Origin of the sequence: Limosilactobacillus equigenerosi DSM 18793 = JCM 14505, from assembly GCF_001311375.1 — a bacterium.
In the GTDB taxonomy this organism is placed as follows: domain Bacteria; phylum Bacillota; class Bacilli; order Lactobacillales; family Lactobacillaceae; genus Limosilactobacillus; species Limosilactobacillus equigenerosi.
In genome coordinates this window covers 16,083-39,365 of the sequence record NZ_BBAS01000005.1, presented here as the reverse complement: position 1 = coordinate 39,365, position 23,283 = coordinate 16,083, and the positions used below count along the sequence as shown (strand labels likewise).

22 protein-coding genes and 5 pseudogenes are annotated in these 23,283 nt (G+C 37.5%); 23 read left to right on the top strand and 4 right to left on the bottom strand.

The genetic code is table 11. The annotated features are described in order from the left end of the window. The first annotated feature begins 1 nt into the window (after position 1). From JCM14505_RS03695 to JCM14505_RS03685, 3 genes are all read left to right on the top strand, one after another. A complete protein-coding gene (locus tag JCM14505_RS03695) occupies positions 2-850 on the top strand; it encodes a tyrosine-type recombinase/integrase (RefSeq protein WP_054653035.1) in 849 nt (282 codons plus the stop codon). Between the two features lie 15 nt (positions 851-865). Next, on the top strand, positions 866-1,747 hold the full coding sequence (locus JCM14505_RS03690; protein ID WP_054653033.1) for an aldose 1-epimerase family protein: 882 nt from the start codon (positions 866-868) through the stop codon (positions 1,745-1,747). A gap of 326 nt (positions 1,748-2,073) precedes the next feature. Continuing rightward, a complete protein-coding gene (locus JCM14505_RS03685; protein ID WP_054653031.1) occupies positions 2,074-3,342 on the top strand; it encodes a DNA recombination protein RmuC in 1,269 nt (422 codons plus the stop codon). Between the two features lie 66 nt (positions 3,343-3,408). Here JCM14505_RS03685 and JCM14505_RS03680 read toward each other — a convergent pair whose 3' ends face one another. The 3 genes and pseudogenes from JCM14505_RS03680 to JCM14505_RS09475 all read right to left on the bottom strand — a co-directional run bounded on the left by JCM14505_RS03680 (position 3,409) and on the right by JCM14505_RS09475 (position 6,846). Then, positions 3,409-5,388 (bottom strand): KUP/HAK/KT family potassium transporter, encoded by a 1,980-nt coding sequence (locus JCM14505_RS03680; protein WP_054653029.1) that lies wholly within the window; start codon positions 5,386-5,388, stop codon positions 3,409-3,411. Positions 5,389-5,427: 39 nt separating this feature from the next. Beyond that, positions 5,428-6,420, bottom strand: a pseudogene (locus JCM14505_RS03675) (SLC13 family permease); the annotation flags it as partial. Positions 6,421-6,675: 255 nt separating this feature from the next. Beyond that, positions 6,676-6,846, bottom strand: a complete 171-nt coding sequence (locus tag JCM14505_RS09475; RefSeq protein ID WP_225352258.1) for a hypothetical protein — start codon at positions 6,844-6,846, stop codon at positions 6,676-6,678. 707 nt (positions 6,847-7,553) lie between these two features. Here JCM14505_RS09475 and JCM14505_RS03670 point away from each other — a divergent pair. The 17 genes and pseudogenes from JCM14505_RS03670 (at position 7,554) to JCM14505_RS03600 (ending at position 18,228) form a co-directional block, all read left to right on the top strand. Next, on the top strand, positions 7,554-8,762 hold the full coding sequence (locus JCM14505_RS03670) for an ammonium transporter (protein ID WP_054653025.1): 1,209 nt from the start codon (positions 7,554-7,556) through the stop codon (positions 8,760-8,762). A gap of 27 nt (positions 8,763-8,789) precedes the next feature. After that, positions 8,790-9,309 (top strand): annotated as a pseudogene (locus JCM14505_RS03665) (AmiS/UreI family transporter). A gap of 37 nt (positions 9,310-9,346) precedes the next feature. Further along, a complete protein-coding gene (locus tag JCM14505_RS03660; RefSeq protein WP_054653023.1) occupies positions 9,347-9,649 on the top strand; it encodes an urease subunit gamma in 303 nt (100 codons plus the stop codon). A gap of 21 nt (positions 9,650-9,670) precedes the next feature. Further along, positions 9,671-10,000 carry an urease subunit beta gene (locus JCM14505_RS03655; protein WP_054653021.1) on the top strand — a complete coding sequence of 110 codons (330 nt, stop codon included), beginning with the start codon at positions 9,671-9,673 and terminating at the stop codon, positions 9,998-10,000. 11 nt (positions 10,001-10,011) lie between these two features. Beyond that, positions 10,012-11,733: an urease subunit alpha gene (ureC, locus tag JCM14505_RS03650; protein WP_054653019.1), complete on the top strand. Its 1,722-nt coding sequence runs from the start codon at positions 10,012-10,014 to the stop codon at positions 11,731-11,733. A 58-nt stretch (positions 11,734-11,791) separates the two neighbouring features. Beyond that, entirely contained in the window at positions 11,792-12,247 is a 456-nt protein-coding gene (locus JCM14505_RS03645; protein WP_054653017.1) for an urease accessory protein UreE, read from the top strand. Next, positions 12,237-13,031, top strand: a complete 795-nt coding sequence (locus JCM14505_RS03640) for an urease accessory protein UreF (protein WP_082405610.1) — start codon at positions 12,237-12,239, stop codon at positions 13,029-13,031. The genes JCM14505_RS03645 and JCM14505_RS03640 overlap by 11 nt, the downstream gene beginning before the upstream one ends. Then, positions 12,967-13,584: an urease accessory protein UreG gene (gene ureG, locus JCM14505_RS03635; RefSeq protein WP_054653015.1), complete on the top strand. Its 618-nt coding sequence runs from the start codon at positions 12,967-12,969 to the stop codon at positions 13,582-13,584. Before JCM14505_RS03640 ends, ureG begins: the two co-directional genes overlap by 65 nt. Continuing rightward, positions 13,584-14,117: an urease accessory protein UreD gene (locus JCM14505_RS09470; protein WP_225352248.1), complete on the top strand. Its 534-nt coding sequence runs from the start codon at positions 13,584-13,586 to the stop codon at positions 14,115-14,117. The genes ureG and JCM14505_RS09470 overlap by 1 nt, the downstream gene beginning before the upstream one ends. Positions 14,118-14,185: 68 nt before the next feature. After that, the gene (locus JCM14505_RS09465) at positions 14,186-14,431 is read left to right on the top strand and encodes a hypothetical protein (protein WP_500778351.1); all 246 of its coding nucleotides are present in this window, start codon (positions 14,186-14,188) and stop codon (positions 14,429-14,431) included. Continuing rightward, the gene (locus tag JCM14505_RS03625) at positions 14,418-14,798 is read left to right on the top strand and encodes a fluoride efflux transporter FluC (protein WP_225352246.1); all 381 of its coding nucleotides are present in this window, start codon (positions 14,418-14,420) and stop codon (positions 14,796-14,798) included. Before JCM14505_RS09465 ends, JCM14505_RS03625 begins: the two co-directional genes overlap by 14 nt. 13 nt (positions 14,799-14,811) lie before the next feature. Next, a complete protein-coding gene (locus tag JCM14505_RS03620) occupies positions 14,812-15,180 on the top strand; it encodes a fluoride efflux transporter FluC (protein ID WP_054653011.1) in 369 nt (122 codons plus the stop codon). 24 nt (positions 15,181-15,204) lie between these two features. Beyond that, a complete protein-coding gene (cbiM, locus tag JCM14505_RS03615) occupies positions 15,205-16,209 on the top strand; it encodes a cobalt transporter CbiM (RefSeq protein WP_054653009.1) in 1,005 nt (334 codons plus the stop codon). A gap of 434 nt (positions 16,210-16,643) precedes the next feature. Next, positions 16,644-17,000, top strand: a complete 357-nt coding sequence (locus tag JCM14505_RS10350) for an energy-coupling factor transporter transmembrane component T (RefSeq protein WP_082405608.1) — start codon at positions 16,644-16,646, stop codon at positions 16,998-17,000. Further along, positions 17,000-17,218, top strand: a complete 219-nt coding sequence (locus JCM14505_RS10230) for an ATP-binding cassette domain-containing protein (protein ID WP_156249824.1) — start codon at positions 17,000-17,002, stop codon at positions 17,216-17,218. Before JCM14505_RS10350 ends, JCM14505_RS10230 begins: the two co-directional genes overlap by 1 nt. 40 nt (positions 17,219-17,258) lie before the next feature. Then, positions 17,259-17,720: an energy-coupling factor ABC transporter ATP-binding protein gene (locus JCM14505_RS09955; protein ID WP_369395336.1), complete on the top strand. Its 462-nt coding sequence runs from the start codon at positions 17,259-17,261 to the stop codon at positions 17,718-17,720. A 13-nt stretch (positions 17,721-17,733) separates the two neighbouring features. Next, positions 17,734-18,228: an antibiotic biosynthesis monooxygenase gene (locus tag JCM14505_RS03600; RefSeq protein ID WP_054653005.1), complete on the top strand. Its 495-nt coding sequence runs from the start codon at positions 17,734-17,736 to the stop codon at positions 18,226-18,228. Positions 18,229-18,497: 269 nt separating this feature from the next. Here JCM14505_RS03600 and JCM14505_RS08935 read toward each other — a convergent pair. After that, positions 18,498-18,743: pseudogene (locus JCM14505_RS08935) on the bottom strand (KUP/HAK/KT family potassium transporter); the annotation flags it as partial. A 260-nt stretch (positions 18,744-19,003) separates the two neighbouring features. Here JCM14505_RS08935 and oxc point away from each other — a divergent pair. The 3 genes and pseudogenes from oxc to JCM14505_RS03580 all read left to right on the top strand — a co-directional run bounded on the left by oxc (position 19,004) and on the right by JCM14505_RS03580 (position 23,282). Further along, a pseudogene (gene oxc / locus JCM14505_RS10535) lies at positions 19,004-20,698 on the top strand (oxalyl-CoA decarboxylase). Positions 20,699-20,722: 24 nt separating this feature from the next. After that, positions 20,723-22,058: pseudogene (gene frc / locus JCM14505_RS03585) on the top strand (formyl-CoA transferase). A gap of 24 nt (positions 22,059-22,082) precedes the next feature. Further along, positions 22,083-23,282 carry a CaiB/BaiF CoA transferase family protein gene (locus tag JCM14505_RS03580; protein WP_054653001.1) on the top strand — a complete coding sequence of 400 codons (1,200 nt, stop codon included), beginning with the start codon at positions 22,083-22,085 and terminating at the stop codon, positions 23,280-23,282. Position 23,283 lies beyond the last annotated feature (1 nt).

The window sequence follows — 23,283 nt, the reverse complement described above, 5'->3', positions numbered from 1 at the left end:
CATGACGAATCAAAGTATGTTGGACCGTTATTTAGCGACGGTCGCCCAAACAAAATCAGCCGCCACGCTTAAGGCCACTCAACGCGATTTAAGGGCCTTTTTAGCGTACTTGGGACCGGCGACGAAAATCTTACAAGTCCAACCGCAAACCATCCAAGCTTACTTGGATGGTTTATTAGCGCAAGGACAAAAATTAGCCACGGTCAAACGGCAATTGTCGAGCTTGCGGCAATTTTATCAATGGTTATTACAACGAGACTTAATTTATCAATCACCAGCACAAAAGATTAAATTACCGGTAAATCAAGCTCCGGTACTGACCAAAGGATTAACGGCTGAACAACAAGCTCAAGTTTTAGCAGCAGCCCACCGGAAATTACCGCTGGCGGGACAAGTAGCTCTTCAACTAATGCTTGAACTAGGCTTGCGACCAACGGAAGTCTTAGCGTTGACCCGGACAGCGGTTAATTTCGAAACTAACACCATGACAATTTCAGGGGAAGCACCACGAGTGTTGCGGTTATCAGTTGCATTGGTGAATAAATTAAATGCTTTAGAAAATGATAATCGTTTATCAAATTGTGATATACTAATAAAAAATCAAGATAATCAACCATTAAGTATCAATGGGTTGTATTATTGGTTACGGGTAATTAGCGCTGAGGTTAATTTTAAGGTGACGAGTGGTCAGCTACGGTTGACGGCCCGCAATCGGGTGACCAAGGATGCAACTGATATTGCTAAGGTGCAACAGCAGTTTGGTGATCGGAGTGAGATTACGACCATTAAACATTGGCATCATGATCCAACTCATTTACGGGCTGATTACCAACGATATTTCAAACGATAGGATAAGGTGAGCAAGATGATTACAATTCAAAACGACAATTTAATTGTTCAAATTAACGAATTAGGGGCCCAACTGCACAGTATTAAGCGTACGGACCAACCATATGAATACTTGTGGCAAGGACAAACCGAAACGTCTTGGAAGCGCCAAGCGCCCGTATTATTTCCTTTTGTTGGTCGGTTAGCCTATGATAAATACACTTACAAAGGTCAAGAATATCACCAAACCCAACATGGTTTTGCGCGGGACAAAGAATTTTCAGTAGCCAAGCAAACTGCAGATACGGTGACGTTCAAGTTAGCAAACGATGATCAAACGATGTCTGCCTATCCATTTGAATTTGAATTGTTAATTACCTACCGAGTAGTTAATGACCAATTATTAGTTAATTATCAAGTTCAAAACCCAAGTGCGACCGAAACGTTGATTTACGGCCTCGGTGCGCACCCAGGTTTTAATATGCCATTAACGGATGGGGCTAAGTTTGAAGATGGGACAGTTACGATTACCCCAGGTAAGGTAATGAAGCGGTTTAAGATTGCTGATCATATGAGTGACCGGGCTCATGCATTTGACTTTGACATGACGAAACCATTGGCATTAGATCATGAATTATTTAATGAAGACGCAATTGTGCTCGAATTAAATGGGGAACCAACAACCGTAACTTTGACTGATCCAAGTGGCAATCATGGGGTAGAAGTTTCCTTAATCGACACGCCATTTGTGGGGATTTGGTCAGCTTATCCAAATACCGGTAATTTTGTTTGTGTTGAACCATGGTGGGGCTTAGCAGACGATGTGCACTCCGATGGTCAATTAGAACATAAAGAACCAATGCACCACTTAGCACCAAATGGGGCCGATAGTTATAGCTTTGCAATTAAGCCTTATTAGTATTCGAAGCCGTTAAAAAATCCCGTGTGATAAGGATGGAACCAACGAACGGCGGCAAGCATTGCCGTCGGAGGCGGTTTCCCTTATCATCAGGGATTTTAGGCTGAGCATCATTACACCAGTATGTGAGCAGTGGGAGCTCCGCGAGCTAAGTCGCTAAGCGCGCATGGAGTCTAACTCCAAAGCGATTAGTGCTTAGAATCGCGTTCGAGCGTCCCTGCGAACATCATTACTAGTGTGATTAGAACAACGACTGTTTTCCAACCGGGAAACAGTCGTTTTTATGTTAGAATGAATTTTGGAAATCACTAAAAGGAGCCAAGTTCATGACCTTTGTAATTATTTTATTAATTGGATTAATCATTTTAGTTTACAGCCTAATTACGCGGATTGATAAGTTAAGCGGAGGAACGCCAGCTGATAATCAAGACCGAAGTGCGCTGGATGCGGAATTAATGAATCAACTTCGGCAAACCCATGCTGACTTTGAAAATTTACGGCAAGTCGTCGATGAGAAGCTGGCGCAAGTGCAAAGCCAAAATACCGACAATCAAACGCAAAGTCAACAAACTTTGACAGCCTTGCAACAAACGATTGATGAAAAGTTACACCAAATGCAAACGCAGAGTACACAAACCTTGCAACAAAGCCATCAAGCAGTGACAGCCTTACAACAAACGATTGATGATAAATTAAACCAAATCCAAACCCGGAATCAACAAGCCCTTGATCAAATGCGCCAAACGGTGGATGAGAAGCTTGAAGCTACGCTGCAAACGCGGTTGAAGCAAACCTTCAATAATTTGAATCAGCAATTAGCCAACGTGAACAAAAGTATTGGGGAAATGCAGAGCCTCTCAGCGGACGTGGCCAATCTGAACCGGACCTTAGCTGGAACGAAAACCCGGGGGATTGTCGGTGAAGTTCAATTAGGGATGATTATTGATGATATTTTAACGACGAACCAATACGAGCATGAAATTCCAACCGTGCCGAACTCGACGGCGCACGTTGAATATGCGATTAAATTACCTGGAGCCGACGGCCAAACGATGTGGTTGCCGGTCGATTCAAAGTTCCCGTTAGATCGGTATCAAGCGGTTTTAGATGCTAGTGAGTCCGGGGATAGTGACCAAATGGCGAAGGCCCGGAAAGCCTTAGCGACCCAAGTTAAGAGTTTCGCCAACGATATTCACACCAAGTATTTACAACCACCGTATACAACGAATTTTGGGATTATGTTCTTACCAACGGAAGGTTTATATGCCGAGGTGGTTCGGGATGCGCAACTAATTGAAGACCTGCGCCGCCAAGAAAGTGTGGTGGTGGCCGGCCCATCGACGATTGCGGCCATTCTAAATTCCTTAGCCCTCGGCTTTAAGACACTCAACATTCAACAAAATGCGGTGCACATTGGGAAGACTTTAGGGACGATCAAGACCGAGTTTGAAAAGTTTGATAAGCTCCTGCAAACGGCGCAAAAGCACTTGAACAATGCTAGTCATAATCTTGACGATCTCATGACGACCAGAACGAATGCGATTGAACGAGCGTTCCGCGCCATTGACGAAATTGAAAGTGAAACGGATGATTAATAAAAATGCGGCTAGTTACCGAAAAATGGTAGCTAGCCGCTATATTTTGTTATGTAGAAATAATAATTATTTTTGCAAGTGGTTAAGTTTTAACTCCGTTGTATGTTGATGATGAATAAACAGCGGAATGGTTTCAACGATGGTTTGACTAAATTCAAGTCCATAAAATTTAACTGGAGATAAGGTATGATTTTGCAGAAATAAGCGGGCTTGAATTAACCAACGTTTAATACCGGTCACCTGTGAGATTGGTGAAATCTCCTCTTTGATAAAAACAAATTTAAAATCACCAACTTCACGATTAGGTGTGGTGGTGTATTGTTGTGGTTGTGAATCAATAATTTGACGCTTAATTAAATCATGAATAATTTGACGCAAATAAAGATTGATGCTAGTTGGCATTTTGAAGCCAAGATAGAGCTGAATACTAATAATATTTTTGGTTCCCATCATATCAACGTTGTAATAACAGGTATCAGGTTTGTCAGTTGTATTAACCGTGATAAACCAGTAAACTTTGGCTCGTTTAGGAGTCTTATCAAGGATTGAATATAAAGTTTCACGTTTGACTAAGTGACGGTGATTAATCCGTGCCATCATAACTAAATTAGTTGCAAATAGCGGGATGGATTGGTCTTGAGATAATGATTGTAGTTGTTGCTTGTAGTTTAAAAGATTTAAATACTTGCTTTGATCACTAATTGCATTTCGAACGTAATTTCCAGCATACCAACAAATCATAATGGTTAAAATTGACATTGTTAGAAGCGCTGTTACATAACCACCATGAATAAATTTAGCTAAACTAGCCACTAAAAAGAGTGTTTCAATAGTGGCAAATAAACCTAAGAAACCAGCGGTAAATGGTTTGGCAACATGACTTTTCAAATATTGGGATAATAGTATGGTGGTCATTAGCATTGTAAGCGTAATTGCTAATCCATAGGCGGCTTCCATATGGGCTGAAGTGCGAAAATAAAAGAGGATTCCTGAGGTAATTACTAATAAAATCCAATTAATTTTACCAATATAAATTTGGCCCCGTTCAGAAGTTGGGTATCGAACTTGTAGACGAGGAAGTAATTGTAAGGCAATTGCTTCTTCAACTAATGTGAAAGATCCAGTAATTAAGGCTTGGGAGGCAATAATCGCAGCAATAGTAGCAATTAAAACACCAAACAAATAAATTGACTCGGGTAACATTTGATAAAACGGATTATACCCTGGATTTTGAATACCAATGGTTGGGAGTTGATGAATTAAGAAAGCACCTTGGCCAAGATAATTTAAGGTGAGTGCAGTACATACGATTGGCCAGGTTGTGTAGATACTTGAACGACCAACATGACCTAAATCTGAATAGAGTGCTTCGGCTCCGGTGGTAGCTAGAAAAACTGATCCTAAAATTAAGATTCCGGCATGGTTAGTTGGGGAGAAAAGTAATTGCAACCCATATAGTGGTGATAATGCCTTTAAGATAATGGGGGCTTTTAGTAGGTTCGTAAATCCAAACCAAGCCAAGAAACTAAACCAAATTACCATTAACGGTCCAAAGGCATGTCCAATAATACTAGTTCCAAAGTGTTGAACACTAAATAAGACTAATAAAATTACAAATGTAATTAAGATGACCTGGTCTTGCGAATGAATAACTTGGACGTGTTTTAAACCTTCAATAGCACTTGTAACGGTCACGGCGGGAGTAAGGGTTCCATCAGCTAAGAGTGCAGCACCACCAATCATTGCCGGAACGATTAACCAACGAGCTTGGCGGCGAACGAGGGCAAAGAGGGCAAAAATACCACCTTCCCCTTTATTATCAGCACGTAATGCAATTAAGACGTATTTAATGGTCGTAATTAACATTAAAGTCCAAAAAACTAGTGAAATACAGCCTACGATGTATGAAGGGGTGAGATATTGCGTCCCCCCTGCATTATTAATTAGTGCGTTCATTACATACAAAGGTGAGGTTCCAATATCTCCATAGACAATTCCAAGGGCGATTAGGGAATTTGCAAGTAATTTAGTTTTTTTTCTTTCCATGATAAATCCTTTAGCCTTTCATCCTTACTTTAGGATATATTAACGCCAATTTGGTTTATGTGTTAATGAACAATCAAGTAGTAACAGTAAAAAAACAATTAAAAGAATGAAATTATAAATTGAGAAGTATTTGATGAACATTCCTTTTGCATCTGGATATTTGGCACCTAATAATTGATAGGTGATTAAACTTGCCATTGATGCAATTAAAGTTCCCATTCCACCAATATTAGTTCCAATTAGTATGCCAGTTCCATTCATTGTAAATTTTGAAATTAAAATCGCTGCTGGAACATTACTTGTTGCTTGGCTTGTCAAAATGGATGCTAAAACTTCATGTTGATGAATCGAATTTCGGATGACCGATTCAAGTAAATGAATGTTACTAATATTACCAATAAAAATGAAGAAGAAAATAAAGGTAAATAATAGCACATAATTAACCTTATTTAACGCTTTAATGTCTAAAATACACGTTATAACTAGCACGATAATAGTTGCAATTAGATAGTCAATTAGACGAGCAACGGCTGCAATTGAAATTATAAAAAGAATTAGGAAGATAATTAACTTATGCATTCCGGCAGTGGATGATTGTGGTTTTGGAAGATTGTTCATTTTATGATCTTCAATACTATTATCATAGTTAACAAAGCTAACTAAAATAATTAGAATGATAATTCCAGGGATAGCAAAGGGAAGCATTGTTGAGAAAAAGTGCAGCATTGACATGTTAAAAAAAGAGTATAAGTACATATTTTGGGGACTACCAAATGGCATACACATTCCACCAAAGTTTGCTGCCAATGATTCAATTACTAATGTAATTACTAATAATTTCTTTTGTTCGCGTTTCATTTCGGTAGCTTCAGATGAAAAAATGATAATCGTTAACGGTACGAGGGTGATTAACGTAATATCATTAGTCAGAAACATAGCTAAAAAGAAACTCATTAGGACTAACACAATAGCAACGCTTTTTTCATTTCTAACTTTTGTCAAAAGATAATTGCTCATTTTATCAAAAATGCCTAATCGGCGTAGTCAGATATTACACACATAAATGAGAATAACAGCAGAATGGTTCGGTAATCAATATAGGATAGATATCTTTTACTTGGGGGAGTAATAAAGCATGATAAGACGGCCAAAACGAAAGAAATACTCAAGACTACTTGTTTTTTTGCAAAATGTTAAAATACGATTCATGAAAATCTCCTAATTAAAAAGAGTCTAGCTAGATTAGCCAGACTTAGTTATAAATTTCAAGTTAAGTTAGTGTTTAGTTCATTGCACCTTGTTAAGTTTAGCTTCTTTTATTAATTCTTTAGTAGCTGCTTTTAATTTGGCATTGTCTTCCTTGGCAATTTCTGGGTGGACTCGTGAAATTAAAATATCTTCGCAATAAGAGCGATTAAAAACTCCTAAAATCCCACGTGGGGGAAGATATTGGTTGATTCGCCATAAGAAATCATGATTTAAATCAACTGAACTTGGCTGTTTAAAATTAACACCATCAAATCAATTCGGGTTTAATCCCGAAAAGGTATGAGCAATTAAACTATCTTTTCCAGCAGATTACGCCCTCATATTTATGTTGAGCGTACAACATTGGTTGGAGTTTAGAAATTAATTTACATTCTTTTTTTACGACGTCATTGGTTTTTTTAGTGATATGGGTTGATTAATTTTAGTTGAAGACTCAGCTAATTTTAAGTCTTCCGCTACAAATTTATATTGCTGTTCTATTTTAAGTGCCTCCTCGTACACCAATCATTATAACGCGGGTATTATACAAAGCAAGAATTTATAGTAAAAACGAATCACTTAAATTAATTTACGAAAAATATTCAGTGGGAACTTTATTAATATATGATGAGAAACCACTTTAAAGCTAGATTTTTAATTTTCCTAAAGAGGCCGTATTTATCTTGCCTCTCAAAACTTAAATTATTTGTTAGCAGTAATAAGGAAAGGTTATCTACGGTTAAATTTGCGTTTATGAAGTATATTTGAAGACTCAGAAAAAAAATTAAGCGTTTTCATAAATATAATCGCTTAATATTAGAAGTAAATAACTGAGTTTTATCTTCACAGAAACTTCCAACAAAAAAAAAAAGACCATATTTTTATGGATAATAGGAGCTAAGGAGGTATAAGGAAATATGCATAATTTAAGTGCGGGAGATACTGCGTTTATGATGCTTTCCACGGCAATGGTTTGCTTAATGACGCCTGGATTAGCAATGTTTTATGGTGGCTTGAATCGTAAACGGAGTGTTCTTTACATTACCATGCAATCATTTATTGCGATGGGAGTTGTAACGTTAATTTGGATTTATGGTGGATTTGGATTGGCGTTTGGTAAGGATCAAGGTGGAGTAATCGGGCGAATGTCTGATTACTTTGCACTGAATCATGTTGGATTAGTGCCAAATGCAGTGCATGCGGCATCGATTCCGTTCGTATTGTTCTTCTTATTCCAATTGATGTTCTGTGTAATTACAGTCCCATTAATGAGTGGAGCATTTGCGGAACGGATTAACATGAAAGGTTATGTTTGGTTACTTATTATTTGGACATACTTAGTATATATTCCTGTTTGTCACTGGGTATGGGGTGGCGGATTCTTACAAAAATTGGGATTCGTTGACTTTGCCGGTGGGACAGTAATTCATACGACTGCTGGATTTGCAGCTTTAGCAAGTATTTTGGTTTTAGGTCGTCGAAAATTAGCTGATTTACCGATGAAACCAAGTAACTTGATGGCGGCGGCAGTTGGAACTGGCTTACTATGGTTCGGATGGTTCGGTTTTAATGCTGGTGGTGCATATTCAGCGGGATCATTAGCAGCAAAAGCAATTGCTAATACGGTGGTTGGACTAGCTGCTGGGATGGTTGTTTGGATGTTATATGCATTAGCTTTCCGGCATAAGGTGGATTTTGTTGATGTGTTAACCGGTTCAGTTGCTGGTTTAGCGACAATCACACCATGTGCTGGGTACATTAATCCTAACTCAGCTGTTTTAGTTGGTGCAGCAGCCGGAATTGTCTGCAATATTTGTGTATCAATCTTGGAAAAACGTGAAGTTGATGATGCTCTTGGTGTTTGGGGAGTTCACGGAATGGGGGGCTTCCTAGGAACGCTATTAATTGGATTATTAGCTGACAAGACTGTTAACGGCATTGGTGCTGGTTGGCATCAATTCTTAGTTCAAGCAGGTGGTGTTGTTTTTGTTGCGGTATATGCCTTTGTTGTTACCGTAATTATTATTAAGGTTTTAGGTAAGTTAACTAATATCAAGCCGAGCCAACAACAAATTGAAGATGGACTCGACCGTGAAATGTTGAATGAAAATGCTTATGACTTATAAGCTAAATAATTAAAGAGGTGAGTTAACATGCTCGGCACAATTCTACTATATGTTGGTATTGTTTTAATTAGTAATGGGTTGGCATCAATTGAAAAAAAATTAATGATAAATCCTTAGTGGTAATGAATTTTTTCACAGGTGGATTAAGTTTAATTTTAAATATTGTAGCTTTGTCATGGGGAATTATTGATAACAAGCCAAATAGTTGGTTCTTTGCCAGTGCAACTGGGTTACTATTTGCATTTACGTATTTATATACGGCAATTAATACGATTTTTGATTTAGATCAACGCTTATATGGATGGTTTAGTCTATTTGTTGCAATTAACTCTATTCCGGCCGGCTATTTATGTTTTCAAAACTTTGGTGGCAACTGGGTCTACGGTTTAATTTGGTGGGCTTGGGGAATTCTGTGGTTAACAGGATTCTTAACTAACAATCTCAAGTGGAAATTAGGAAGTTTCCCTGGATGGTTAGGAGTCATTGAAGGGATTGTGACGGCTGGATTCCAGGTTTCTTAATGTTACTGAATTTATGGCCTAAATAATCTAGCTGTTGATTTATGAAAGGAAGGTGTCTATCTTATGCAACTTACAGAACGCGAACAAGAAAAGATGATGATTAGTCTCGCTGGCATGATTGCACAACAACGCAAGGATAATGGGATTAAGTTAAATCATCCAGAAAGTATTGCTTTAATTACGAGCTTCTTGTTAGAAGGAGCTCGGGCCGGCAAAACGGTGGCTGAACTAATGGATGAAGGGGCTCATGTATTAACACGAGAAGATGTGATGGAAGGGGTTCCTGAAATGATTCCAATGATTCAAGTTGAAGCAACTTTTGTTGACGGAACGAAATTAATCACAATTCATGATCCAATTCGTTAATTGAAAGGAAGGTATCGATAAATGATTCCGGGAGAATACAAATTATCAAGTGAAAAGGTTCCTTACAATGTTGGTTATGATGCAATTACTTTAACGGTTAAAAATGTTGGTGACCGTGCGGTTCAAGTTGGATCCGAATACCATTTTTATGAAGCTAATGAAGAAGGATTGCGATTTGATCGGGATAAAGCTTGGGGAAAGCGGTTAGATATCCCAGCTGGAACGGCGGTTCGGTTTGAACCTGGTGAAGAAAAGCAAGTTAATTTAATTGATTTTGGTGGTAAGCGGCGTGTCTTTGGATTTAATAATAAGGCCAATACTTACCTTGACAAAAACCAAGACGCGGAATAGGAGGTAGTAACATGAGTTTTGAAATGGATCGCGAGCAGTTTACACAAATGTTCGGCCCAACAACGGGAGACAGCGTCCGTTTAGGAGATACGAATTTATTTGCCCGAATTGAAAAAGACTTAACAGTTCATGGCCAAGAAAGTAAGTTTGGTGGCGGAAAGGTTCTTCGTGATGGCATGGGAGTTAATGCTACGGAAACTCGTGAAAATAACCCATTAGTTGCTGACACGATTATTTCTGATGCTACAATCATTGATTACACTGGGATTTATAAAGCTGATATTGGGATTCGTGACGGTAAGATCTTAGCAATTGGGAAGGGTGGAAATCCAGACTTAATGGATAAGATTGATTTTGTTGTCGGAGCCAGCACTGAAGCAATTTCCGGTGAAGGAATGATTGTGACGGCAGGTGGAATTGATCTCCACGTACACTATTTGTCACCATATTTGACACATGCAGCATTAGATAATGGGATTACCACTTTATTTGGTGGTGGGACCGGCCCTGCAGATGGATCTAATTCAGCTACGACGACACCCGGTAAATTTCATATGCACCGGATGTTAGAGTCAGTTGAAAATGAACCATTAAATTTTGGTTTTATGGCTAAAGGGGCTGGGGCAACTCCAGAAACAATCGGTGAACAAATTGAAGCAGGGGCTGCTGCAATTAAGACTCACGAAGACTGGGGTGCTACTGCTGCCGGAATTGATAATTCATTGAAAGCTGCCGATAAGTATGATGTTCAATTCGCAGTTCATACCGATTCTTTGAATGAAGGTGGTTTTGTTGAAAATACGATTAACGCATTTGGTGGGCGGACGGTCCATACTTTCCATACTGAAGGTGCTGGTGGTGGTCACGCGCCTGATATCATGGTTGTTGCGGGACAAAAGAATGTCTTACCATCATCAACAAACCCAACGAACCCGTACACGAAAAATGTAATTGATGAATTGTTTGATATGACGATGGTTTGTCATAACCTTGATCCAAAAGTACCAGAAGATGTTTCATTTGCTGAATCACGGGTTCGGAAACAAACGGTTGCTGCTGAAGACGTCCTTCATGATATGGGGGCGTTGAGTGTAATGACTTCTGATGCTATGGCCATGGGTCGGGTTGGTGAAGTTGCTATGCGTTGTTGGCAATTAGCTGACAAGATGAAACAACAATTAGGACCGTTAGATGGCGACTCAGAATTTAGCGATAATAATCGGATTAAGCGGTATGTTGCTAAATATACGATTAATCCAGCGATTATGAACGGAATGTCCGATTACATTGGTTCAATTGAAGTTGGTAAATATGCTGACCTAGTAATTTGGGAACCTAAGATGTTTGGGACTAAGCCAAAGATGGTTTTGAAGGCCGGGATGATTGCATATGGTGTCATGGGAGATGCTAGTTCAAGTTTACCAACCCCAGAACCACGGCAAATGCGCGATTTATACGGTGCTAAGGGTAAGGCAGTTAGTTCTACGAGTATCACCTTTGTTTCTCAATATGCCTATGATCATGGAATTAAGGAACAATTAGGTTTAGATAAGATTGTTTTACCAGTTCATAATACACGGAACTTGACGAAACGGGATATGAAATTAAATAATTACACGCCGTCGACAATCAAGATTGATCCGCAATCCTTTGAAGTTACAATTGATGGGAAATTAATTTCGTGTGAGCCAGCTGATACAATTTCGTTGGCTCAACGGTACTACTTCTATTAATTAATGGACGGAAGCGCATGTTTAGGTGTGCTTCCTTTTTTATTGAAAGGACAAGAAAATGATTTTAACACATGTATATCGAAAGATTGAAGAAATTCCTAATATTGATACTTATCATTTAGAAACAGCAACCGTAAGTAGCGACGATTTGATGAAGTCAATTTTGCGAGTAAAAACTGACCATGGTAATGAATATGGGATCCGATTAGAAGATCCATCCCAAATTATGGAGAATGGAACGACTTTCCAATTAGGCGATCATGAATTACTGGTTTTAAATGTGTTAGCTGATGAGGCAATCGTTATTACACCTAAGGATATTAATGAAATGGGTGTAATTGCCCATTTATTAGGAAATTTGCATAAACCAATTCAAGTGCAAAATGGGCAAATTACCTTACTATTTGATAAAGTTGTGGTTTTAACTTTGGATAAGCATCGAGTTAACTACGAAATTAAAAAAGTTACTTTGGATCAACCAATGCGGTATGCGGACTTGACGAATGGAAAATAAATTAGAAACAAGGTTACGGAATTTAGCCGTATTTCAAATTTGTGATTCAACGTTTCCAATTGGAACGTTTAATCATTCATTTGGAATGGAAAATTATTTAAGAAATGGCTTAATTGATGATGCTAATCAATTTAGCGAATGGTTAACAAATTATTACCAATCACAATTTAAATATGGTGAAGGACTACTAACGTTATTAGTATATCAGGCTTTAGATTGTGACAATTTTAACCAATTACAGTATTTAGATGATGTTATTACTAAATCGACACTAGCGCGGGAAACTCGGGATGGAACGAAGGTAATTGCTAAACAAATGGTAATTCTGATTCAGAAAATTTATGGTAACCAAATTAAAGATTTAAATCAGTATGCTGAATTGATGGAACACGGGAAAGTTTATGGTAACCCGGCAATTGTATTTGCAATTTTTGCTCATTATCAAGGGGTATCTAAGCAGGATGCTTATTTAATGTATGGTTACAGTGTAGCTTCAACCTTAGTTCAAAATGCAGTTCGAGCAATTCCGTTGGGACAACGAGAAGGCCAAGTGGTGTTAAATCGTATTATTAAACAACTGGGGGATTTATATCAAGAAAGTTGTCAATACGATGTAAGTTACTTAGGAGCTAATACACCAGGATTAGAATTAGCACAAATCAATCATGAAACGCAAAACGCGCGTTATTTATGTCATAGAAAGATTGGAGGAACAACAAATGAAACGAGCAGTACGAATTGGAGTCGGGGGACCAGTAGGTTCAGGCAAGACACAATTGATTGAACGGTTAACACGGCGGATGAATGGTGATTATGAAATGGCAGTAATTACCAATGATATTTATACAAAGTGGGATGCTGAGTATATGGCGGCAAATTCGGTTTTAGATAGTGATCGAATTATTGGGGTTGAAACTGGTGGTTGTCCCCATACTGCAATTCGAGAAGATGCATCAATGAATATGGCTGCAATTGATGATTTAGAAAATCGTTTTGATAATAACTTAGATTTAATTTTTGTTGAAAGTGGTGGTGATAATTTAGCAGCCACTTTTAGTCCCGAATTAGTTGATTTTTCAATTTATATTATTGACGTAGCTGAAGGTGAAAAAATTCCACGTAAGGCAGGTCAAGGAATGATTAAGTCAGACTTATTTATTATTAATAAAATTGATTTAGCCCAATATGTTGGAGCGGACTTAGATAAGATGAAGCAAGATTCAGAAACTTTCCGTGGTAATGGGGCCTTTCTATTTACTAATTTAAAGACTGATGAAGGACTGGATGAAGTTGTTAAATGGATTAAATCAGAATGCTTACTTGAGGGATTAGATTAATGAGTACGCAATACAACGGAGTAATTGATATTCGGTTTGCATATCAAAATAATCGTACATTAGCGACGAAAACGTACCATCAAGGAAATTCACGAATTTCATCAAATATTATGGCCAATGGTGATTTACCGTATTATTTTTTAATTTCAACTGGTGGTGGTTTTGTAGAAGGAGAACGATACCTGCAAACTGTTCAACTAGATACAAAAGCACATGCCATATTGACAACCCAAACACCAAATTATATTTATAAATGTGAGCATGGTCATGTGACGAAACAAACTAATGAATTAACAGTTAAGAAAGATGCATTTTTAGAATATTACATCGATGAAACGATTCCATATAAAGATGCTCAATTTGCTCAATCAACAACGGTTAATATGGAAAAAGGGGCTAAATTGATTTTAACCGATGGTTTGACGCGGGGGTGGTCACCAGATGATCAACCGTTTCAATTTGGGCAAGTATCCCAAAAGGTAACCATTAAATATGATCATGAATTAGTTTATAACGATTTTTTTAATTGTTAACCCACAGCAACATCAGATGGCCGAATTAGGTTTTTTTTGAAGGCTTTAATAATTTTAATTCAGTAGTAATTATTGACGAAGCAGTTAATACAGCATTAGTTGATATGATGCGTCAATTTTTAGCGACATTGAATTCAAAATGTCGTTATGGGATTTCATTAACTGAACATCATGGGATGGTTTTACGAATTTTAGGAATGAGCGCATATCAAAATCATCAAGTTATGATGGAATTTATTAATTATTATCGTGAAATGGTTCATGACTTAACTCGCATTAATTTACGGAAGAATAATCAAGGTGGAGGAGTTTAATAATGGCAGCAATATTTGTTGGTGTGGGAGCTTTTTTGGTGGATGTTTGCGAAGTTTGTTAGCAACGGTATTAAATAGTGATAACCATCGACTTCCTTGGGGAACCATTATGGCTAATATTATTGGTTGTTGTTTCTTAGGTGGAATTGTACAAGCAATTCATGATCAAGATTTAACTAATTCAATGCAATTAATTTTAGCAATTGGTTTTTCTGGTGGGTTAACGACATTTTCAACTTTTACGAAAGAAGTTTGGGGAATGATTAAGCAGCACCAAATTAAGCTAGCGATGGGGTATTGGATTGTTTGCGTTGGAGTTTGCATGTTTTTATTTTTAATTGGTATGAAATTAAAAACACTGGTTTAAACGGAGATCGGTAATGACAAAAGGAAAAGAATTAATTTTAGTTGGCATTGGCTGCAGTTTGGGAGCAATTGTTAGAAATTTGGGAATTGAAACAATTGGTGCTTGGTCACAGCCAATGGCAATTTGGGTAGTAAACATGTTAGGTTGCTTTTTAATTGGTTTATTAACTCAATTAGCTACGCAACGAATAAAACAAAGTTGGTTTTTACCATTTTTATCAACTGGTTTTTGTGGTGGTTTAACAACCTTTTCTGAATTTGCAGAAAATACGCGACAAGTTTGGTTGACTAGTAATAGTTTACTTGCATTAGGCTATATTGTATTAACAATGGTGATTGGTCTTATTACCTATCAATTAGGAGTGAAGGCTGTTAAAAGTTAATAGTTAAAAAAGGGAGGGAAAAAGATGCATATACCTGATAATTATTTAAGTCCTGCGACTTGTACGACAATGTTGTTAATCTCAACACCAATAATTGGTTATGCCGGGCATCAGGTAAAGGTTCAGTTGAATCAACAACGTGGATTAGCTCCGATGCTTGGAATTGGGGCCTCATTGTCGTTTTTGATGATGATGTTTAATGTCCCAATCCCTGGGGGGACAACTGCACATGCAGTAGGGGCAACTCTCTTAGCAATTTTGATGGGACCATATGCGGCTAGTATATCAGTAACGGTTGCATTGATTGTTCAGGCATTCTTATTCGGTGATGGTGGGATTTTAGCGTTAGGAGCTAATATTTTTGATATGGCAATTGTGATGCCATTTGTTGGCTATGCGGTTTATGCCATTTTTAGAAAGTTCCACCATCCTAATTTGGGAACTATTGTTGGTTCGTATATTGGAATTAATGTAGCCGCATTAATGGCTGGAATATTGTTAGGGATCCAACCTTTAGTTGCTCATACTGCAAATGGAGCGCCATTATATTGTCCATATGGATTAAAGGTAACCATACCAGCTATGTTGTTTGCCCATTTATTGGTAGCAGGCTGGATTGAAGCATTCTTTACATTTATGGTTTATCGATTTGTAAAACGGGTGGCCCCAAATGAAATTTATCAAACTAAGCTAAATATTGTTGATAAATCAGAAGATAGTTATCGAAAATTATATTGGGTATTAGCAATTTTAATTATCTTGTGTCCCATCGGTTTAATTGCAAATGGAACTGCTTTTGGTGAATGGTCAAATGGAGAATTATTAGCTTTAATGAAACATGATCATTTGGCTAATTCACTTCCACACGGAATGGTACATGGGATTAACTATCAAGCAATATTTAGTGATTATACTGTTCCAGGAACCTCATTACCAATTGGTTACATTTTAAGTGCAATTTCAGCAATTATTATTTTTGTAATTTTAGCTAAGATTATTTCATCATCAAGTGGTCGAAATCATGGATAATAAATTGCCTAATTGGTTAGTTGTTAAAAGTGATGATTTACCAACCATTAAAAAAAGCCAAATTGGGAATAATTAGTTTAAATTTAAAAGTAATTAAATCATTGCTAAATCAACTAACACGACCTAAAGAACTAGCAAAATCTAAATCAACTCCAATTATTAGTTTACTAGTATATGTTATTAATTTAATTTTGATTTTATGCTCATACAAATTAATTTTTCTGTGGTTAATGGCTCTATATTTACTGATAAAGTTAGTCACTTTTCCGGCTAAATTAATGATACAAACTTTAAAAAAAATTAGGGCAGTTGCTGTTGATGTCGCTAATTTTAATTGGACCAAGTATTTTTATGGGACATCATAATGTTGGCCTGTTTTTAATCCGCATTGGTTTAGTTATGATGCAAACTTCCATATACTTGAATAGCACTAATTGGCAAGATTTTTTATTGCGTTACGCCAATTACGGGTTCCGACAGTAATTGTTACAACATTAGATATTATGATTAAGTATACATATACATTAGGATCATATTTACTTGAAGTATTAAATAGTATTCAGTTACGGTCAATAGGACAACCGGTAGATAGAAAGATGGTAGGAAATATTATTGGAAAACTATATCTATCTGCGAAACAACGTAGTGTTGAGGTTTATCAAGCAATGTTAATGCGAGGGTACTATCAACCAGCACTTGTGAGACAGAAGTACAAGTTTAATCGATATGATGGTTGGGAATTACTGCAACTAGTGGTAGTAATAATGGTATTTATTTTTAGTAGAGGCTAATGATGATTAAAATTGTGGATGGTAAGTATAATTACAATCAAACAAACGGTATTAATAATATTAACCTAACAATTAATGATGGGGAATCAGTTTGTTTTGTAGGACCTAATGGTGCTGGTAAATCAACATTAATGAAAATTTTAACGGGAGTATTACCACTTCAGGCGGGAAGTTATCATTTTGATAATTTGTTAATTGATCAAACTTTTTTTAAATGATTTAACTAAGGTTGGCCAATTATATTCACAGATTGGATTTGTGTTTCAAGATAGTGACGTGCAATTATTCAATATGACAGTAGAAGATGAGATTGCATTTGGTCCACGGCATTTAGGTTTAACAGAAAAAGAAGTTATGACCCGTGTTGATGACATGCTTAAACTGATGGAAATTGAAAAATTACGTAATCGAGTTCCATACCAAATTTCGGGTGGTGAGAAGAAGTTAGTCGCAATTGCAAGCGTATTGGCTATGAATCCATCAGTAATAGTTTTTGATGAACCATTTAATGGGTTATCACCACGTCACCGAAAAATGGTAAAAATGATTATTAATAAATTGCATTCTATTGGTAAAACAATTATTATATCTAGCCATCATTTTAAACAAATTAGTGAAATGGTAGATTCTGCATATTTGTTTAGTGAGACGGGGACGATTACGGGAAAATTTGATCATGATGATTTTCCGGAGTTATTAGATAAAATTGATTATTTATAAGGCGGTGATATAAATGCAATATTTACACTATACAACGGGGTCAGAATCAATTATGAAGATGGTTAAAGCAGATAACCCAAAGCGAAATTTGCGATTAGCGTATGAATTAGACCATAATCGGTATGCGTTATTTGATTTAACGGAACATATTGAAAGCATTTATACGACCCCAATTAGCTATCAAATTTGGGGCTTTAGTTCTAATGCTAAATTATCTGGAATTGGGCGGTTGGAAGTGTTTAAATTAGGTGTTGAAGAACAAGAAGTATGGCAAGCTAAATTACAAAAGTTCATGACTGAGAATCATGAAGGCTGTAATGGAATGTATTGGTTAAAAGATAATCATAATTCATCAAATGTAGCAGTATTAACTTGTTGGTTTAATCCAAAAGAATTACAGAAATGGCAACAAAGCGATGAACATCGTGAATTAACACAATTTAATCATAATTATGCTAAAAATATTGATCAATTGTATTACCATGAGGATTTTAAGTTTTTAGATTAAATAGAGAAATAATCTTAATAAACTTAGAAATAAAGTAAATCCGCTATTGAAGTAACTAAATCATACTTCAATAGCGGATTTATTATGTTTGCTTAAATTTACTTTGATTACAAATTAGACTTAGTAAATAAGTAGATCATGAATAAAAATTATTGCTTTCGAAGCCGCCGTTGATAACCAAGGCCAAACTTTACCATGTTTTCATTATGATTCAGAATTCGTTTAATGTTATTACGATGTAAATAAAACGCTAGGCCAGTAATGAAAATTCCAACGCCTTTATTATCAGTACGTAACGCAATTAGGACATACTTGATGGTGGTAATTAACATTAAAGTCTAAAAAACTAGTGAAATACAACCTACAATAATGTATGAAGGGGTGAGATATTGCGTTCCCCCTGCATTATTAATTAATGCATTGATTACATACAAAGGTGAGGTTCCAATATCACCATAGACAATTCCTAGCGCAATTAGGGAACTTGCAATTAATTTAGATTTTTTTTGATTCATGATAAAATCCTTTGTTTTTTTTGTCTTTACTTTAGGATATCTTGAGTATAGATGCGGCTTAATTTTTTTTAAAGATATTCATCGGATGAAGTTAATTATCTTAAACGGAAAACGTATGACAATTTTGAAATGAAAACTAATTATTAAGAAAAATTTAAAACGCTTTCATTTTGTTGGTGCCAATATCATAATGAAAGTGAAGTTAAGGAATTTAAATAACTTCAATCCAAACTCATAATTGTCAAATGGAGGTAAACATTATGGCAGAAAATGAAATGAAGAGTGGAGCGGAATTACTTATTGATGCGCTTCAAACTAATGGATTAGAAAATATGTATGGGTTAGTTGGTATTCCAGTAACTGATTTTGCTCGATTAGCTCAGTTAAAGGGGATGAAGTATTTTGGCTTTCGGCGTGAAGATGCGGCTGTTGATGCAGCTGCAATTGCTGGCTATTTAACTCAAAAACCAGGAGTGGCTTTAACTGTTTCTGCACCGGGATTCTTAAATGGATTAACAGCCTTAGCTCAAGCAACTAAAAATTGTTTCCCATTAATTATGATTTCGGTTCATCAGAGCGTCATATCATCGATTTAGATCAAGGTGATTATGAAGGGCTTGATCAATATAATGTCGCTAAACCATTTTGTAAAAAAAGCATACCGGGTTGACCGAGCTGAAGACATGGGCTTAGCTGTTGCTCGTGCAATTCGGACAGCGGTTTCTGGTCGGCCTGGTGGGGTATACCTAGACTTACCAGCAGATACGATTGGACAATTAGTATCACCAGATGCTGTTCAACCTGCCATTTACCCGCTGGTTGATCCAGATCCAGCTCAATTACCTAGTTCCAATGCCATCACGCGGGCCGTTGATGTGATTAAAGGCGCTAAAAAAACCACTATTAATTTTAGGAAAAGGGGCTGCGTATGCACAAGCTGAAAAGCAACTACAAGCGTTAGTTCAACAAACAGACCTGCCGTTCTTACCAATGTCAATGGCCAAAGGATTAATTCCAGATGGCGAAGCACATTCAGCGGCTGCAGCTCGTTCATTAGCATTGAAGGAAGCAGATGTAGTAATTTTAGTTGGTGCTCGGTTGAACTGGATGTTATCACATGGGGCAGCGCAACATTTAATGCCGATGCAAAATTTGTTCAATTAGATATTTGTGCGGATGAATTTGATTCTAACCAACCAATTGCTGCTCCTGTACAAGGGGATTTAATTTCAAGTCTTGAATTGATATTAAGCGGATTACAAGCAACCAACTTTAAAACAGATGCTGCTTGGTTAACAGAATTAAATATCAAAAAGAATGCAAATATTGAAAAAAATGGCTAAACGGGTGCAGATGCAAAAGTCAATGATAAATTAGGATATTACGGTGTCTTAGCACCAATTAATGAATACTTTGCTGCTCACCCAGAAACATATCTAGTTAGCGAAGGGGCCAATACGCTTGATATTGGTCGGAATATGATTGATATGAAATTACCTCGTCACCGGTTAGATACTGGTACTTGGGGGGTAATGGGAATTGGTTTAGGTTATGCAATTGCAGCAGCAGTTGAAACTGGTCAGCCAGTTGTTGCCTTAGAAGGTGATAGTGCCTTTGGATTTGACGGTATGGAAATGGAAACCATTTGCCGGTATCAATTACCTGTTACAGTTGTTGTTGTTAATAATGGTGGAATTTATAACGGAACTGATCGCCAGGTTGCTGATCAACCGGGACCAACAATGTTAGATGCAAAGGCTCACTACGAAAAGATTGCCGAAGCCTTTGGAGGTGATAGTTACTTTGTAACAACAGCCGATGAAATGGAACGGATCTTCAATCAAGCGATGGCTTCAGGACGGCCAAATTTGATTAATGTGGCAATTGATCCGGCAATGGGTAAGGAATCTGGTCACATTGGTAACCTGAATCCAAAATTAGCATTAAAGAAGTAACTTGAATTAAAGGAGGATTTAATCATGACAGTAAATGAAAATGCCCCATTAAAGGGAATTAAAGTTGTTGACTGGACGCAAGTACAATCTGGTCCTTCATGTACACAATTGTTAGCTTGGTTAGGGGCTGAAGTTATTAAGATTGAACGTCCTGATACGGGTGATCCAACTCGAAATCAATTATTAGATATTCAAGACTCATGGGGAATGTATTATCTTCAATTAAATGCTAATAAGAAATCATTAACATTAAATATTAAATCTGAAGCAGGCAAAAAGATTATGACGGACTTATTAAAAAAAGGCCGATGTCTTTATTGAAAATGTTAAGCCTGGAGCCGCTGAACGAGCCGGCTTTGGTTGGGAAGATGTTCACAAGATTAATCCGCGTTTAATTATGGGATCATTAAAAGGTTTTAATCAAGGTTCCCGGTTTGAAGATGTTAAAGCCTACGAACCAGTAGCTCAAGCAGCGGGTGGTGCTGCTTCTGCGACTGGTTGGAACGATGGTAAACATAATACACCGACTCAATCAGCCGCTGCCTTAGGTGATTCTAACTCAGGAATGCATTTGACAATTGGTATTCTAGCGGCCTTAATGCAACGTGAACGGACCGGTGAAGGAACATTCGTTTACCAATCAATGCGGAATGCTGTGATTAATCTATGCCGGATTAAATTACGTGACCAAGTAATGCTTGATAATTTGGGCGCTTTACCACACTATGCTGTCTACCCTAATTACAAGTGGGGGAAAGCAGTTCCACGGGCAGAAAACACTGAAGGTGGTGAAGTAATCGGTTGGACGTATAAAGCCAAGGGTTGGGAAACTGATCCAAACGCATATGTTTATATCGTTATTCAAGACTCTAATAAGAGTTGGGAAGCCATTGCTAATACGATGGGGCATCCAGAATGGATTGATGATGAACGGTTCCAAGACTGGCAACATCGTCAACTACACAAAGAAGAAATTTATCCATTAATTGAATCGTATACAAAGCAATATGATAAGTATGAATTAACGCAAAAATTAGGTGAAGCTGGCGTACCAGTTGGTCCTGTTATTGACTGGTACGAATTGGAAAACGATCCAGAATTAAACAGTGATGGGACGATTGTTACGATTGATCAAGGTGGTAACCGGGGTAAGTTCAAGACGATTGGATTACCATTCACGATGAGTAATTACAAGCCTGACTATCACCGGGCTCCTGATTTAGGAGAAAATAACGATGAAATTTTAACTGATTTAGGTTATGATGTTGACCAAATTCATCAACTTGAAGCCGATGGTGTTATCGCTAAGGCTCGTGGTCCTAAGAATCCTCGCCGAGAAGTAATCAAAGGAAATGAATAGTCGTTAAGACGTGGAGGTTGACGGATGGTAAAAAGTGAACCAGATTATTCGACGGCAGCAGCACAAAATGCACATTTAAGTCGCCAACGACCATATCCATTAGCTGGTTTGTTGGTAATCGATTTAACTCATGTTTTATCAGGTCCAACTTGTACGCGAATGCTAGCTGATGGTGGTGCGCGTGTAATTCACGTGGAACGTAAAGGCAGTGGTGATGATACTCGTTCAATGGGTCCGTATCTGACGGATGGATCAAGTGAGTATTTTCGGATTGCTAATGCCGGGAAGGAATCGATTGCACTCGATTTTAAAGATGCAGCGGATTTTGACCTGTTGAAACGGATGATTGCTCGTGCGGATATTGTTGTTGAAAATTTCCGACCAGGGGTGATGAAACGGCTAGGGTTAGACCCAGAAGAATTAGTTAAACAAAATCCCCGACTGATCGTGGCGTCGATTTCTGGCTTTGGTCAATATGGTCCGATGAGTCAACAAGCTGCTTACGATACAATTGTGCAAGCAATCTCAGGAATTATGGATGCAACGGGGGCTTCAGATGGACCGGCAACTCGGGTTGGTACATCAGTTTCTGATATTGTTGCAGGAATGCTAGGATATGCAGCGATTACAACGGCATTGTATGCACGGGAAAAGACTGGTAAAGGAACGACGGTTGATGTAGCTATGCTCGATGCAACAATGAGTTTAATGTCACAAGACTTGATGACTTCATTAGGATTAAATCAAGTACCACATCGGATTGGTAATCGTCATCCTTATATGTATCCATTCGATACGTTCGCCTGTCAAGATCAACCATTAGCAATTTGTTGTGGGAATGACCACCTATGGTCGTTACTAGTAAATGCCTTGAACCATCCAGAATGGCAAGATGATGTTCAAATGAAGACTAATGACTTGCGGGTAGCCAATTGGCAATTAGTCAAAGCCCATCTAGAATCGGTTTTACAAACTAAGCCAGCGGCAGTTTGGGAACAATTATTAACCTCAGCTGGGGTACCTAATGGGGTAGTGATGAATATCGATGATACTAGACGGTTACCACAAGTAGTTGCTCGTGGAATGGTTAAGACACTGCCGGATGGTAATAAGGTAATGGGAAACCCATTAAAATATGGGACCTGGAATTCATACGGATTGCAAACGGATGCACCAAAGTATAATGAAAATGAAAATCAAATTCGGACTGAATTCAAAGAATGAA

Coding starts and splice junctions, on each gene's coding strand:
- JCM14505_RS03645 (WP_054653017.1), top strand. CDS start 11,792: ATGATTTTAACACATGTATATCGAAAGATTGAAGAAATTCCTAATATT.
- JCM14505_RS03685 (WP_054653031.1), top strand. CDS start 2,074: ATGACCTTTGTAATTATTTTATTAATTGGATTAATCATTTTAGTTTAC.
- JCM14505_RS10230 (WP_156249824.1), top strand. CDS start 17,000: ATGATGATTAAAATTGTGGATGGTAAGTATAATTACAATCAAACAAAC.
- JCM14505_RS03670 (WP_054653025.1), top strand. CDS start 7,554: ATGCATAATTTAAGTGCGGGAGATACTGCGTTTATGATGCTTTCCACG.
- JCM14505_RS03680 (WP_054653029.1), bottom strand. CDS start 5,388: ATGGAAAGAAAAAAAACTAAATTACTTGCAAATTCCCTAATCGCCCTT.
- JCM14505_RS03695 (WP_054653035.1), top strand. CDS start 2: ATGACGAATCAAAGTATGTTGGACCGTTATTTAGCGACGGTCGCCCAA.
- JCM14505_RS03655 (WP_054653021.1), top strand. CDS start 9,671: ATGATTCCGGGAGAATACAAATTATCAAGTGAAAAGGTTCCTTACAAT.
- JCM14505_RS03660 (WP_054653023.1), top strand. CDS start 9,347: ATGCAACTTACAGAACGCGAACAAGAAAAGATGATGATTAGTCTCGCT.
- JCM14505_RS09470 (WP_225352248.1), top strand. CDS start 13,584: ATGAGTACGCAATACAACGGAGTAATTGATATTCGGTTTGCATATCAA.
- JCM14505_RS03620 (WP_054653011.1), top strand. CDS start 14,812: ATGACAAAAGGAAAAGAATTAATTTTAGTTGGCATTGGCTGCAGTTTG.
- JCM14505_RS03640 (WP_082405610.1), top strand. CDS start 12,237: ATGGAAAATAAATTAGAAACAAGGTTACGGAATTTAGCCGTATTTCAA.
- JCM14505_RS03690 (WP_054653033.1), top strand. CDS start 866: ATGATTACAATTCAAAACGACAATTTAATTGTTCAAATTAACGAATTA.
- JCM14505_RS03600 (WP_054653005.1), top strand. CDS start 17,734: ATGCAATATTTACACTATACAACGGGGTCAGAATCAATTATGAAGATG.
- cbiM (WP_054653009.1), top strand. CDS start 15,205: ATGCATATACCTGATAATTATTTAAGTCCTGCGACTTGTACGACAATG.
- ureG (WP_054653015.1), top strand. CDS start 12,967: ATGAAACGAGCAGTACGAATTGGAGTCGGGGGACCAGTAGGTTCAGGC.
- ureC (WP_054653019.1), top strand. CDS start 10,012: ATGAGTTTTGAAATGGATCGCGAGCAGTTTACACAAATGTTCGGCCCA.
- JCM14505_RS03580 (WP_054653001.1), top strand. CDS start 22,083: ATGGTAAAAAGTGAACCAGATTATTCGACGGCAGCAGCACAAAATGCA.